A 15,012-nucleotide genomic window follows, 5' to 3' on the forward strand; every position below is an offset into this window, starting at 1 on the left:
TTCTCCTGTAAAAACAGGAGGTAAATAAATGTTGCTATTACTGATTCAAAGTTTTATGTTGCCCATAGGAATGCTACGGTCACGGATAAACGGCACAATATCCTTTCCCGCCTCAAATGGCTTTTGTTCATTAAAGCCCAGCTCCTCCGGTGACTTCCCAACCCATTTGGCCTGGTTCCCGCTTAGCGTGATTACTTTCTTAACCGGATCAATTTTCAGCAGTGTAAATAAAGACTGATCATATGGACAGGTGTAACAAATATATGGATGTGCCTTATGTATTTCCGGTGTAAAGCTATCATGCTTGAAATGTCCACCCACCCAGAAGTAGGAAGCGGAGTTAATAGTCAGATAGGGAATATCACCTACGTAATCCAGCCTGTCCACATGGGTATGTCCGTTAATGGTCATCACTACCTTATGTTTTGCGGAAGTAAGTATTTGTTGAATCTCTGCGGCATTATCTAATGAGCCATACCCAACCAGTGGCTGGTGACATATAACGATCACCGGTTGCCTTGAAGCTGCGAGTTCCTTTTTCAACCAGTTGGTTTGATCCGGTCCCACATAGGCAGGATAGCCACCTTTATGAGTGGGCGAACCCTTTTCATTTCCATTTAGGACAATCAGCTTATATCCATTTATAACTTTTGAGTAATAGGTGGCAGGCATTTTCCAGACTTCCACACATTGCTGGTGGCTAAAGCCGTTATCGTTGTCGTGGTTGCCTATTACGTGTAACGGTATAGGGTGGGCCTGATTGAATTTGTTGATCAGCGGTTTATTCTTTTCCGAAGGATAAGCAAAATCTCCCAGTTGCAACAGCGCATTGGGGCGGGCAGCTTTCATGGCATCCAGGAAGACATTGAGCCGGTCCTGGGCATCATGCATGATATCATGGTGAAGGTCCGTTATAAGGCCGAGGGACAATGTTTTAAGTTTTGGACCGTAGGCCGCCAGGACGGCATCCGGAATTGCCATTGTCATCAGTGCCGCAGCGGCATTTCTGATAAATGCTCTGCGGCCGGACCTAAAGCCCGTGCTGTTATTGAGGATCATAACTTTGGGAATTAATGATTTTATTGTTCACTTTAATGCTGCGGCAGCATATCCATAGCAATTTAATTTATTTTCCCTAAAGGAAACAATATTTCATTTAGGGAAAATAATTATTACATGAGTGGTCGAAGTTAATTAGTGGTTAGCTGCAGTTGAATCTTTTTTCACGCCAATGCGGTAGTCATCTTCTGTAATACCTTTTATGCCTTTTACTTTTTTGGTTGTTGATGCAGGCGTAGTAGGCATTGGAGGCACAGATGGCTCAGTAACCGGGGATGCTGGCTGATCGGGCACGCCTGGGACCTGTAGCAATTCAGCGCTATCGATCTTCATGGGAGCAATGCTGATACTATCTGGTTGCGGTGGTGGCGGATCAAACTGCACTGGCATTTGTATAGGCGGCAGGGTAAATATTATATCCGGGGAGATAATCATACTATCGGGCGTCGGTGCTATCACAGTCTTTTGATGTACTGGCCCGGCAGGTGCCTTTGGCAGTGGCGTTACGGGGCGGATATTAACATTATACATTACCGTACTGGCTACGGCGGCGGCGGCGGCGCTGGCGATGCTTATCCATCCTCCTGTACTGATTTTTCCGAATATCCTGACTATTTTGGAGTTGCAGGCAGATTCGTTTTTATCAGGAGCTGCCGGGAGATCGGTTTTTGTGTTGTCAGCAGTTACTGATCCATTACTATCCTTCGTTAGATCAGTTTCCCCAGGAGTTGCTGGAATTTCCGGATCATTACCTTCCCCCTCCTTTTCTATCCCTTCCACTTCCGGATTTTCATTTGTTCCGTCACCAGGTTCTTCCACCACATCCAATTGGGCACTAATAGCCGCCCAGATGCTATCCGCCATGTCGGGAACGGGCATCTGGTTCAGCACTGCTGCCATTAATTTTTCGGATGGTGTGGTTGAATTCACTATATATTCGTTGCCGTTAGTTTATGTTGAAGAATTTTTCTTGCTTCGCTGAGATGCCACTTGCTGGTACCTTCGCTGATATTCAGCTGGGTGGCAATTTCCCGGTGCGTATAGCCATCAATTGCGTATAAAACGAACACGGCATGCGTTGCGGGTGGTAATTGTCGTACCAATTGTAAAATTGCGGCGGCATCGTTTTTTTCGATGACGCTGTTTTGCACATATGGCTCCTCTGCTGATTCCAGTTCGAGGCTAGTGAAGCGGCTGCGTTGTTTGATATGGTCCAGTGCTTCGTTGATCACAATCTTTTTCAGCCAGCCATGAAAGTTACCTTTTGTGTTATCGAAAGTATGGAGGCTTCGGAACATTTTCACGAAAGATTGTCCTAATATATCAGCGGCCTCCTGTTCATCAGTGGCATAACGCATGGCAATGGCCATACCAAACGCGTAAAGCTGTCTGTACAGCTGTTCCTGCGCCTTTCTGTCGCCACCCCGGCATGCGGTGATAATATTACTTAAATCCTGTTCCAGATGTTCTAAAGTCCTTTAATACGGTTGTTTTTATACATTACACGCATCTTAACCTGTGCCATTATTCACCAGCCTGTCCATTAATGCCGTGGCAATGCAGTTGTTTTTATTCATTACCTACAACCTACCATTCACCTGCCTGACCGGTAATGCATTTATTTTTGTTCATTACCTGCAGCTTACCATTTCGCATCATTCACCTGCCTGGCCAGTAATGCGGTAGAAATAGCGCTGATACTTAATTTCTCTGCATTATCCAGCTCATTATAGTACCAGATATTATGATCGATCAGGTCTACAATACCAATAACGCCACCGGTTGTACTCAATTCGTAGCCGGACAGCACTTTAAAAGGCAGCTTGCCACTTTTACCATTGGACAGTTCCGTCTTTTTTATACTGAGTGGTTTTATAAAGATGGTATCTGTCCCATTGGTAGCCAGGCCACTGTCTTCCTGTTTGATCAGACCAAATGGATTCATGTCTTTGGATGCCTTGCGGTCATACAAGTTCGTCATCAGCACTTCCCATTTACTACTTTCCGAGGTTGTATCTCCACTAATAAGCGCTGAAAAAACATACTCATACTGTTGCACGATGCCGATGCCATTCAGTACACTCTTGCTATTTAATATGGAATACTCATGACGCTTTTCAACTTCCCTTTCCGCTCCAAATACCTGCAGGCTGTTATTTCCATCACTGATAGAAAACCGGAACCGGGCTTTCTCATTCTCCACCGTTTCTGACTTAGATATACCAAACTGGTTGAGGACCAGATTATCCAGGAAAAAAAGCCTGCCCCAACCCGGGTACTTAATCTGCATTCCTCTCTTGATACGGGAGGTACTATAATTGGCAAACGACATCTTATTCTGATGCGCACCTTTGACATGCTGCATAGTAGCTTGCTCCCGGAAACGCTCTGGCACGGTCAGTTTCATGGAGGGCCCACAGGCCGCCATGAATACCAGGCCAATTAATAATAACCTGCTGCTCATCTGATGATAAACTCTTTTCACGTCGAAAGTAATATTAAACGGGAACTAAATGACTCCGTCTGTCAATAATACCTCCGTTTTTTTCAAAGGGTTGGGTAAGTCCAAAAAAATATTTCTTTTTAGATTTACCCAACCATTACCAATTTGAGAGGGGTACTACTGGTATATCAATTTAAAAGATGAATATGAAAAACACCATTACCCTGGCCGTAGCTGCCCTTGTATGCGGAACACTTTTCTCCTCCTGCAAGAAAGAAGATAGTAAACCATCCAATGGCTGTGAAATCAGCGTAACCGGCCTGGCAGGCAACTATAAATTAACCGGCCTGCAGTACCGGGAAAGTGCTGCCAAAACCCCAATCGACTATCTGCCATTCCAGGATGAATGTGAAAAAGATGACCTGTTAACCCTGAAAAGCGACGGCACCTACAACTACAAGGACCTCGGTATTCAATGCGATCCCGATGGTAACGATACAGGCAGCTGGGAAATCAAAAACGGTAACCTGGTAATCGACGGTATTGTACACGGCACCATTACCGCCTACGACTGTAAAACACTCACCTTTTACATTGAAAACACGCTTGTAAAAGGCGACAGGATGACCACTATCATGACCAAACAATAGCAATCATACCTGCCAACAATGCACACCTCGCGGCGCGCAGCGGGGTTGCTGAGGAAGGTGGGTAAACATGCATAATCTATATCGTATAAAGATTGGTACTGGTGAAGGTATTGAATAGGATGTTGGAAGTTGGAAGTTGGAAGTCAGGGAGTCAGGGAGTCAGGGAGTCAGGAGTCAGGAGCCAGGAGTCAGGAGTCAGGAGTCGGAAGCCAGGGAGTTAGAAGCGGGAGCCAGGAGCTGGGAAGGAATGGTGGAGTATCAGTAATTTACAATAACCGAGGACCTTTTCATCATTGGACGTGGATGGCAGTGATTACAATAACCGATGACCATTATCATCATTGGAAACATGCCAGTAAGATAACGTTAACCAATAACCGTCCCATCAATCGGCGACGTGGGTGGCAGTGATTACAATAAGCGAGGACCATAGTCATCAATGGAAACATGCCAGTACGATTACGATAACCAATAACCGTCCAGTCAATCGGCGAAGTGGGTGGCAGTGATTACAATAACCGAGGACCACAGTCATCAATGGAAACATGCCAGTAAGATAACGTTAACCAATAACCGTCCCATCAATCGGCGACGTGGATGGCAGTGATTACAATAACCGAGGACCATAGTCATCAATGGAAACATGCCAGTAAGATAACGTTAACCAATAACCGTCCCATCAATCGGCGACGTGGGTGGCAGTGATTACAATAACCGATGACCATAGTCATCAATGGAAACATGCCAGTAAGATAACGTTAACCAACAACCGTCCCATCAATCGGCGACGTGGGTGGCAGTGATTACAATAACCGATGACCATAGTCATCAATGGAAACATGCCAGTAAGATAACGATAACCAATAACCGTCCAGTCAATCGGCGAAGTGACAGTACCATGCCTTCACTAATAATCCTTGCCAAGGAATAAAAATTCTATTGTCAGCGAGGCTTCATTTCTTTACCGATCACAGGCAACATAACCTACCAGGCAGCAAAGCTACCTACCTTTAAGCCTATGCCGCATACTCTACACCAGCAACCTTCCCCTAAAACCCCGCACTCCATAATAAGAAGACGCCCCATTATGATAAATAAAAACATGGTTATACCGACGATCCCCAAACAAAGCACCACCCAGCTTCCTGATCTCCTTTGGCGTCGCCACCCAGCTGGAAGTTTTCAAATCAAATTCCCCCAACTCCTGCAAATGTCTGTACTGATCCTCCGTTAACAAACTTATCCCCATCGCCTCCGCCATCGCCACTGCACTATCACCCGGCTTATGCTCCTTACGCGACGCCAACGCCTCCGCATCATAACACACGTTCCGACGCTCCTTCGGCGTCTCCGCCGAACAATCACAAAAAATAATCGCGCCCGTTGCCTCATCCCGACCAACCACATCCGGCTCTCCACCGGTTTCCTCCATCTGCTGCAACGACCAGCACTTACCAGGTGCAGCATCCAGCCGCTCCTGCACCGCATCCCAGGTGATTCCTTTATGCCGCAACGCATTCTTCTCAAAACGGGTTTGAAGCGTATTTAACAACGCCTCGCGCTCTAAGGCTGATAGGTGGTTTCCAGTGGATTTACTTTTTGCCATAGCATACAGTTTTATAGGTGGAACACCAGACAGACTCAGCAAATTGCCGCGCCCACCTGCTTATACGAAATTATAATTTTAAAATAGGCTTCCAAAACATCTCCTCCCCTAAAATAAAATTGCCCGCCAGCTTTGCTGGCAGGCAATCTCACTATAATAAAATTTCACGCTACTTTCCAAATACCTCCTTCAGCTTCACATCCACATCCTTACTATCCCCTATCCAGCGTCCAATGATACGCCCCTCCTTGTCCAATAAAATCTTAGTCGGAAACGCTGAAATACCATAAGCAGTCACCGCATCAAACTGCGCTATACCCTCATTATTCAGCACATTCACCCAGTTAATACCATCCTGCTCAATAGCCTCCAGCCATCCCTTGCGGTTCTTCTCCAGGTCGGAGCCATTTTCAGAAGCGATCCCCACAATCTCCAAACCATCCGCCTTATATTTACTGTATAACTCTTTCAGGTGAGGATGCGATGCGCGACAAGGATGACACCAGGTACCCCAGAAATCCAATAACACATAGCGACCTTTCAGCGTAGCCAGACTCACCTCCTGCCCGTTCATATCTTTCTTACGCAAGTCTATAGCCGTTTTACCAATGGCTGTAGCTTCCAGGCTTTTAATCTTATCTCCTACAATGCGGCCATAATAACTTCGCTGCGCATCAGGGCCCAACTTGTTGTAAGCCAGCTTCAGCGTGTCCTCCGGCATAAATACGTGGGTGCGGTACAGATAGTACATACTCAGGATCGAATTGGGATATTGCGCCGTAAACGACTGCTGCAACGCACGCTCCTCTTCCGCATTGGCATAGTTGATTTTACCGGCTATCTTCCTGAAACCAGGTGTAGTACCGGGAGTATACTCCCCAGCCGCTTTACAGATAGCCGTCCACGTAGCCTCCTCCATCTTTTGCTGCGCCGGACGGATAGCCTCCCATTCCTTATTACCTCTCCCTCCCTTTACACTCGCTGCAAAAATTTTATCTGCATCCCCACTGATAGTAATCACCTCATTGGATAATACAAATGACAGGTAAGGTGCCGGAAGCGTTTCCCCATCCACACGCAACTCCAGCGCCGGATTACCTTTCAGACTTAATGATGCTATCACCGCCTCACTAACGGAACCCTTCATCACCATATACCCCTTTTCCAGGGTATACGTACTGTCTACCTTTCGCTTATTTCCCTCAACATACACCAGCCATGGCATATAATTTTTATTATTACTGAGCTTTATTTTCAGTGTATACCCTTTCTGGGCAAAGCTCACAGCCGCCATCACCAGGCAACTGAGTAACAAAAAATACTTCTTCATCGCAGATTGTTTTTAATGATTGGTTTATTACGGATTGTTGGTCATGCCCGGATTGTTGTCCATCACATAAATCGGAAAACGCATCGTAAGCCGGTCCGGCTTCAGTGTATACGTACTGGTTATATTACCTTTAATATCAATTACCTGATGAGTATGGCCAATAGTACCTGCAAAATCCGGGTCCACCGACAACCGGCGCATATCAAACCAACGGTGACCCGTTACCGCCATCTCCCGGATGCGTTCTTCCATGATATACTTCACCAACGCTACCTTGTCGGCAACAATAGCAGCAGGTACCGGCGCATCCGCAGCGGATACACGGGTCAACCTGAAGTTCTTCAAATCCTCGGCAGCTTCGGCAGTTTGCCCCAGGCGTGCTTTACACTCGGCCGCCAACAGGTATACATCAGGCACGGTTACCCCAAAATTGGCGTACGACTGCCCCCAAGCACGCATCATGCCGTTAGGATAAGTTTCAAACGTCAGCCAGGTTTGCGGACTGTAAAACTTTAACCGCTCATCGCTGGCAGTAAACAGCGCTGCGGTAGCCGGACTCAATATCACACCATCCAGGCCGGAAGCATACATCCTCGTAGCGGATTTCATGTAAGCCACTTCCTTATCCAGATCCACCATCAGGCGACTGGGACCATACATAGGATCAATAGGCAGGAAAGTACCACCAGTCGCAAACTCCTTATGATAATCATATAACCCCACATTGGTAGTTGCCGCCGGCAACGAAGCAATAAATGCATTCAGTAACGGTGCTGCTTTCTCCCACTGTTGCATAAACACATATGCCTTACCCAAAATCGCCTGCGCAGAAGGCCTTGCAGCCCTTGCCCTGTTGCTGATATTTGCCGGCAACAATGGTATCGCCTCCGTCAGATCGGCAATAATCTGATCATACAACTGCTGTACCGTAGCCCTGGTAAAAGTCGTTTGCGTTACATCTGCATTCATGAACAGCGGCGAAGCCAGGTCAGTTTTGGCTGTAGCCGCATTGTAAGGCTTCCCGTACAGGTTTACCAGGATAAAATTCACCCAGGCCCTGCCGGCCAATGCTTCAGCAAGAATAGATTTCTTTTGTGCTTCGGTACCTCCGGTGGAACTCATCACTTCTTTGATCACTTTGTTGTAGAGGTAAATCTGCTTCACCATCGTAGCAATCTCGGAGTCGGTGTTAGTCGACAGGTAAATGTCATCTGCCCACTTAAAAGCTTCCTGGTCCGCTAACGACATAATACCAAAGCCCAGCGTGTTAAAATTGGGCGAACCCGTCACTTCATCTCCCATAACCCCGGGAGAAAAAGTCTGAAACTGATGCAGAGACGACTGATTGAGGATCAGGTCATAGTCGGCAGTCTTCTGCGCAATCAGTTTACCCTTAGGCGTTACCTCCAGAAAATCCTTTTTGCAACTCATCGGCACCAGGCCTATAATAGAAAGTGAAAGTGCTAGTATATTTTTTGCAACCTTTTTCATGCAGATCATTTTAGAGCGTTAAGTGAGCGCCAATGGTGATGGCTTTCTGGTTAAATGGCATCGCACTGGAAGCACCGGTGGCTGTACTGTTGGAAAACTCCGGATCAAGGCCATACTTATTTCCTTTCCACAGCATCACATTGGAAAGCTGCGCCCGGAAAGAGAGTCCTTCCGCGCGAATCATACGCAGCACTTTCTGTGGCACCTGGTAAGAGAGGGTAATATCCCGTACCTTGATATATGAAGCATCCACAACATTTACATCTCCCTTAGTATAATAACCCGTAAACCTGCGGGTACTACTGGTAGAGGAATTGGCAATAAAACCAGGAATATTGGTAATTTTCTCATCGCCAGGCTGCTTCCAGCGGTTGGCAAATTCCTCATGAATATTACCGCTCCTGAAATTCAGTGCCGATATGTTTACCGTGCCGGAATACAGGGTATTCATACTTCTGTACATCACGTTGCCCATGTTGAAAATCGTATTGACCGACAGTGTAAACCCTTTGTAGTTAAACATATTCGCGAATCCACCACTCCACAAAGGTTGATATACCCCTTTAAACACAATGTCTTCCGGCTTGGTCACGTTCTGCGCTTTGGTTACTTTTCCATCGGCCAGCTGGATCTGCGGGTCACCCATTCCATCCAGGCCTGCGTATTTGTACGTAAACACAGAAAACGCAGGATAGCCTGCCACATAGTTTTTGCCCACCAGCTGATCACCACGTGTAATCGGCGCCGTTAGCAGGCCCAGGTTAGTCAGCTTATTTTTGTTATAGGAGAGATTCAGCGTACTGCTCCAGATAAAATTGCCCGTTTGCACGTTAATGGAATTAAGTGCTACATCTATCCCTTTGTTATTCAGCGATCCCACGTTACCGTAGATATAATTGGCGCCTGCAAGCGGATTCACAGGCAGGTTGCCCAGGAGGTTTTCGGTATTTTTTTTATACAAATCAATGGAACCATTCAAACGGCCGTGTAGCACACCGAAGTCGATTCCCAGATTATACGTTTTGGTACTTTCCCATGTAAGGTCGGGATTGCTCAGCGTGGCAATGGCCAGCGCCTGCCCTCCGGGCACATATCTCACGATGGAAGGGTTAAAAATATCGTAGGAAGATGCAGAGCCGGGCCTGGGCGACATGCCCGTAAGCCCATAGGTTGCCCGTATGCTCAGCGCATCAATCCATGTGAGCTGCTGAATGAAAGCCTCATTGGCCATATTCCATTTGCCACCCACACTCCACACCGGCTTACGCTGTGCGGATTTATTTAGTCCAAACAGGTTACTCTGGTCGTTTCTCCAACTGGCATTCAGGTTATACTTACGGTTAAACATATACGCCACATTGCCATAATAGGAAGTAAAGCGCGACAGCGGCACCGACTCGGACTCACCAAAGTAGGCTCCACTCTCACTATCACCGGCGGATAATTTGGAGCTTACTTTATCAATCTGGTTCGGTAATATCGGATACATCACACCGGTGGTAGTCAGGGTTTTGTAATCCAGCACCGGAAAGGTTTGCATATCCACATCATACCCGTATACGGTGCTTCTGTTCATGATCGTTCTTTGCTGCTGCGCTTCTGCGCCGGCCAGCGCTGTCAGCTGATGTTTGCCACCTCTCCAGCTCTGATCATAGTGAAGTTGATTTCTCACCACCCAATTATCCAGGGAAGAATTATAAACCGTATACTTGCCACCTTTGGTAGGCATGTTATAAGTCACCGTACCATTACTGGCCGCCACCGCGTAATTAAGTATATTCACCCGTTGCAGGTAATTACTAACGTCGTCGTATAAACGGCGCCTGCCGGATTCCTTGATGTAGCCGTACATTCCCTCGAAGCTCAATCCCTTATACAGCTTTACGGTAAGGCCGGTATTAAACCTGCCGCTAAACGTATTACTTTTCGTATAGCCGGTATTGGCATTCCCGATAGGGTTATAATTCATATCAATTTTACCGGTCTTTTCAATATCAGGACGCTGCCTTTCACTCAGATACCCCATGAATGGCATATCAATCGGACTACCATTGCCATCCCTGAAAAGCTCGTAAGGGATATAACGGTTATCAGCGGTAACGGACCGGTTATCCGTCGTATTGTTATTGGTAAGATCCGCGCTCACAAATACTTTCAGCCATTTATTAAAAGTAAAGTCCTGGCGGGTGTTCAGCTTAAAGGTTTTATCGCTGCTGCCGGGGGTATAGGACTTATTATCGGTATAGGAAAAAGAGTTGTAGAACTGATGCTTTTCAGAACCGCCGCTCACCGCTACTGTTTGGTTGGTAAGCAGGGCCGGGCGGTACAAATCTCCAATAGAGGAAAGATTGCTGATGCGGGACAGGCTATCCAGCCTGGCGTTGCCTTGCTCCTGCGTGAGTGCACCGCGACTCATATCATATAATATCTGCCGGTCCGGCGCAAGGCCGTATACGGAGTTTAGCGGATCATAAGTCGTAGCGCGGGTATACGGCATATATACGGGGTCAAATGCCTCTTTAGCTGCCTGGATATACTGGCTGCTGTTCATCATTGGGAAGTAATCGTATTGCGGTTTTCCCTGGAAGCTCACAAATCCGTCGTAGCTCACTTTGAGTTTACCCGCCTTTCCTTTTTTGGTGGTGATAACGATCACACCATTGGAAGCTCTCGCCCCCCAGATGCTCGCTGCTGTAGCATCTTTCAGTACGGTAATATCTGCCACATCCTGCGGATTAATGGTCCCGATCCGGCTAACGTCGATGGCTATACCATCCACTACTACCAACGGGTTTTTATCGGAGTTGACGGTGTTCAGGCCACGGATGAGAAAAGTATTTCCATCGGTGGTAGCACTGGGTGAGTTGTTGATAACCAGGCCGGGAATCTGCCCATCCAATCGTTGCAGAATGTTCATACTGGTAGAACGGTCTGCAATGACTTTCATGTCGGGTTTGGAATAGGAGCCGGCACTGCGCTCTTTGGAAATGGTTTGGTAACCGGTGGAAACGGCCACATTCACCTCATTGAGCGCTGTCACTTTTGTGCGAAGGGTAATGGTTGCCAGGTCGCCTTTTCCGTTGAGTTTAATTTCCATTATCTCTACGTTCAGGCCGGAAAACATTAAAACTCCGTTTGGCGCCACGTCATTGATGGCAAAGCGGCCATCACCAGCGGATACGGCGCCTTTCGACTTCCCTTTTTCCTGGATACTTACGCCGGAAACGGGCATGCCGTTTTCATCTTTCACCACACCCATTACATCAATCATGGAAGCAATCGTGGTATCTTTCACCACCACGGTTTTGGCCACAATTGCATAGGTAAGCGGCTGGTTTTTGAAGATGATACGGAGCACGTCCTGCAACGGCATTTCTTTTACATCCAGCGATACGGGAGATGACTTTCTCAACATGGCGTCGTTGTAAAAAAACTGGTACCCGCTTTGCCGCTTCAGCTCCGGCAGTACGCTCGAAAGCGGCTGCTGTTTAGCATTGATACTGATCGACTGTGCCAATAGTGCCTGCGTAGAAAAGGTTAGCACTACCAACAATAACATCGCACGCCTGCATTGTTTGCGTGACAGCATAGCCCTTTTGCCCATTTTTTGCGGACAGGTTGTTCCCTTAGCAGATGACTGCATAATTTTGGTTGGTTTTAGACTTATAAAATTTTGGTCGAATACGGTGCGTCGGCCTGTTCCGGATACTACCTGGATAACACCGTTAATTTTCTTCCTTCCAGTTTGAAATGAATACGGCTCATTTCGAGAATAGTCAGTAATTCGGTTAATGTAATCGTGCGACTAAAGCCACCGGTAAAGGTATCGGTTGGTTTAGCGCCCTCGTACACAATGTCGATATCGTACCATCTTGCTACATCCTGCATTACATGGGTAAGGCTACGGCTCTTATATTCGAAATTGCCGTCCTTCCATGCGATGGCTTCCGAAATGGCAGCATTGCCATTCACATTAATGTCGTTACCTGATAAAACAGCTTGTTGCCCTGGTAAGAGCACTTTGTTACTGCTGCCGTTGCTGACTCTAACAGAACCGGCTACCAGCGTCACTTCCAGGTCAGCTTCTTCATAAGCTTTCACGTTGAAAGATGTTCCTAATACTACTATACTTTTTTGCTCATTTTTAACGATAAACGGCCGGGCTGCATCTGCCGCAATTTCAAACCAGGCCTGCCCATGCACCTGTACTTTCCGCTTGTCTGCCGGGAATCCCACCGGATAGGTGATTGTAGAGCCGGCATCGAGGATCACCAGTGATCCGTCGGAGAGTCGCAGCGGGTATTGCTGGCCTCTGCGGGTGGTAAGGGTATTATAAATTATTTTTTCGGGAGATGTTGGTGCTCCGTTATACGAAATAGTTCCGTTGACCGCAGCAACCCGGGTACCTCCCTGTAGGAGCGACAACTGGCTACCAGCACTGTCAAGCGGCACTACCGTGCCATCCGCGAGCGTGAGGGTAGCCCCGGTTACACCGGGCATTACATCATTTTTAAAGGAAGGATTAGTCACTTTAGCAACCGGCAGCTTTGACGCTGGCGGCTGATGCAGGAAGTAGAACAACGCAAAGGCCATAATAATAATGGCGGCTGCAGCGGCCCACAGCGGCTTCAAACGGCGAACCTTGGGCTGCGCCGGCATCTTAGACAGAATACGTTGCAAGGTTTTCTCACCGCTTACGCCCAGTTGCAGATCTTCCTCCTGACCCCACCATTGCTGCATTTGCTCCGATAAAAAGTCCTCCTCCCCATGGGTAGCCACCAGCTGCCAGAATTCCTGCAACTCCGCAGCGGAGGCATCTCCGCTGGCATATTTCCCGAACAAATCATGTAATCGTTTCAACTGGTCAGTCATCTTTAGAAAAGTGGCTTATATATTATAGACGCATGTAAAAAAGCCAGGAGGTATTGGGACAGAAAAAATATTTTCTATTTTTTTGACTCCATATAAAAATACAGGAGCACAGCCCCTTCCATGCCGCGCTTATGCAGAAATTCCCTGATAGTGCTCAGGGCGTTGGACATAGTTTTCTTTACCGTTTGGGTAGAAAGATTCAGCTGACGGGCAATCTGCTCATGGGTGAGGCCCTGCTCACGGGAAAGGGTAAACACCAGCTTCCGCTGTGGTGATAACTGCCGGATGGCTTCCTGCAGCAGTTCCCTGGCTTCGTTGTCCAGCAGCTTATCGGCGGCATCATCCACCCGGGCATGCTCCATTTGCTGCGCTACGAGCTGCTGCATCTTACGCTGGCTCGCAGTATAACGGAAAAAACTAATGGCTTTATTGTAGGCCACTTTCGACAGGAAGGCATCCATATGCTGTATTTCCGTAATCAATTCACGGCCTGTCCATAGTTTGGTGAAGATATCGTAGAGTAGCTCCTCTGCTATTTCATGGGATTTAGTCATCCGCAACAGGTAGGTATATACTTTATTCCAATAGCGATTATACAGGACCGTAAAGGCCTGCTCATCCCCCTCCGCAATTAGGCGCAAGATCTCAATTTCACTATAGTTGGAATCGGCGGACATAGTCGGGGTAAAAATAGTAAAAAAGATGGCAAATCAGGAAGAATTGCCAACGGGGGTAGCAACCTCCTAATTCACTGATTGCATTATGACATAATCAATTTTCCAGGTAGTACCGTCATTAGTAATTAATAATAATGCATCCCTTCCGCATGTGCGACCACAACGAAATGAATAATAAAGCAGTCCTTTACGCTGTGCTTTGTCTAAAACCAACTTTGATAATCGCAACTTACCAATCCATGGCTTGCTTGTATCAATTGTTGCCCCTAAAGGCTGCATACGAAAGGTGCATAACTTAAAATCAGATGGCTGGTAATCTGTTTGCGAGGTATTCAGGCTATCAATAATTTCCTGCGTGGTGTGTGGGAATTCCTGAAAATAATACTTTAACGTGTCCAAATTCTTCGGATACTCCTCCTTCATAAATACTTCAGCGTTCAAATGTGGCTTGAGGGTGTCCAGGTACAGGTCAACAAACCTTGCACTGTCGTTATACAGTTTATGCTGCGCCTTGATCATATCCTCCTTAAGTCCTTCCCAGTCCGCCTCTTCATACAATGTATGTCCAAAATACTTTTTCTCCAGCTCGTCACTATACTCGCCCAGATAATACCAATTCAACTTTTGCTCCACCAGCTCCACAATAATATCCTGATATGCGCGCAAATACACATCCTTAGTATCACATGGGCAAGGCTTATAAGTAGAAGGGCTGCAGGATACCAGCAAGAGCGCAGCACAAATAAAAAGCAATATTTTCTGCATAAAGACATTTATAGAAAGATGCCAATTTGCGTGCATTCCATACGCAGGCAGCTAAAACACGGATAGAATACCTACTTTCGTGAATGCCAACTATCCAATCAGCTAAAACTTGTAACAGC

Annotated in this window: 12 protein-coding genes; 1 reads left to right on the plus strand and 11 read right to left on the minus strand. The window is 46.9% G+C overall.

Annotation, left to right across the window (positions count from 1 at the left end; translation table 11 throughout):
* Window positions 1-45: 45 nt before the first annotated feature.
* From BUB18_RS12160 to BUB18_RS12175, 4 genes are all read right to left on the minus strand, one after another.
* A complete protein-coding gene (locus BUB18_RS12160) occupies window positions 46-1,059 on the minus strand; it encodes a metallophosphoesterase family protein (RefSeq protein WP_073081098.1) in 1,014 nt (337 codons plus the stop codon).
* Between the two features lie 135 nt (window positions 1,060-1,194).
* On the minus strand, window positions 1,195-1,959 hold the full coding sequence (locus BUB18_RS12165) for a hypothetical protein (protein ID WP_073081099.1): 765 nt from the start codon (window positions 1,957-1,959) through the stop codon (window positions 1,195-1,197).
* 29 nt (window positions 1,960-1,988) lie between these two features.
* The gene (locus tag BUB18_RS12170) at window positions 1,989-2,522 is read right to left on the minus strand and encodes an RNA polymerase sigma factor (RefSeq protein WP_073081100.1); all 534 of its coding nucleotides are present in this window, start codon (window positions 2,520-2,522) and stop codon (window positions 1,989-1,991) included.
* A gap of 179 nt (window positions 2,523-2,701) precedes the next feature.
* Complete coding sequence (locus BUB18_RS12175) at window positions 2,702-3,544, minus strand: hypothetical protein (RefSeq protein ID WP_143159922.1); 843 nt, start codon at window positions 3,542-3,544, stop codon at window positions 2,702-2,704.
* A 164-nt stretch (window positions 3,545-3,708) separates the two neighbouring features.
* Between BUB18_RS12175 and BUB18_RS12180 the strand changes: the two genes are divergently transcribed.
* Window positions 3,709-4,152, plus strand: coding sequence for a lipocalin-like domain-containing protein (locus BUB18_RS12180; RefSeq protein ID WP_178372130.1), 444 nt, complete (start codon window positions 3,709-3,711; stop codon window positions 4,150-4,152).
* Window positions 4,153-5,182: 1,030 nt separating this feature from the next.
* On the opposite strand, the gene BUB18_RS12185 is transcribed toward BUB18_RS12180, so the two are convergent.
* The 7 genes from BUB18_RS12185 to BUB18_RS12215 all read right to left on the minus strand — a co-directional run bounded on the left by BUB18_RS12185 (window position 5,183) and on the right by BUB18_RS12215 (window position 14,893).
* Complete coding sequence (locus BUB18_RS12185) at window positions 5,183-5,758, minus strand: DUF4256 domain-containing protein (protein WP_073081103.1); 576 nt, start codon at window positions 5,756-5,758, stop codon at window positions 5,183-5,185.
* 169 nt (window positions 5,759-5,927) lie between these two features.
* On the minus strand, window positions 5,928-7,088 hold the full coding sequence (locus BUB18_RS12190; protein ID WP_073081104.1) for a TlpA disulfide reductase family protein: 1,161 nt from the start codon (window positions 7,086-7,088) through the stop codon (window positions 5,928-5,930).
* A gap of 27 nt (window positions 7,089-7,115) precedes the next feature.
* On the minus strand, window positions 7,116-8,579 hold the full coding sequence (locus BUB18_RS12195) for a RagB/SusD family nutrient uptake outer membrane protein (RefSeq protein WP_218588036.1): 1,464 nt from the start codon (window positions 8,577-8,579) through the stop codon (window positions 7,116-7,118).
* Between the two features lie 10 nt (window positions 8,580-8,589).
* The gene (locus tag BUB18_RS12200) at window positions 8,590-12,168 is read right to left on the minus strand and encodes a SusC/RagA family TonB-linked outer membrane protein (protein ID WP_178372131.1); all 3,579 of its coding nucleotides are present in this window, start codon (window positions 12,166-12,168) and stop codon (window positions 8,590-8,592) included.
* 119 nt (window positions 12,169-12,287) lie between these two features.
* Window positions 12,288-13,451: a FecR family protein gene (locus BUB18_RS12205; protein ID WP_083549835.1), complete on the minus strand. Its 1,164-nt coding sequence runs from the start codon at window positions 13,449-13,451 to the stop codon at window positions 12,288-12,290.
* A gap of 74 nt (window positions 13,452-13,525) precedes the next feature.
* On the minus strand, window positions 13,526-14,128 hold the full coding sequence (locus tag BUB18_RS12210; RefSeq protein ID WP_073081108.1) for an RNA polymerase sigma factor: 603 nt from the start codon (window positions 14,126-14,128) through the stop codon (window positions 13,526-13,528).
* 66 nt (window positions 14,129-14,194) lie between these two features.
* Entirely contained in the window at window positions 14,195-14,893 is a 699-nt protein-coding gene (locus BUB18_RS12215) for a hypothetical protein (RefSeq protein ID WP_073081110.1), read from the minus strand.
* Between the last annotated feature and the right edge of the window lie 119 nt (window positions 14,894-15,012).

The sequence above is a fragment of the Chitinophaga jiangningensis genome (assembly GCF_900142605.1).
In the GTDB taxonomy this organism is placed as follows: Bacteria; Bacteroidota; Bacteroidia; order Chitinophagales; family Chitinophagaceae; genus Chitinophaga; species Chitinophaga jiangningensis.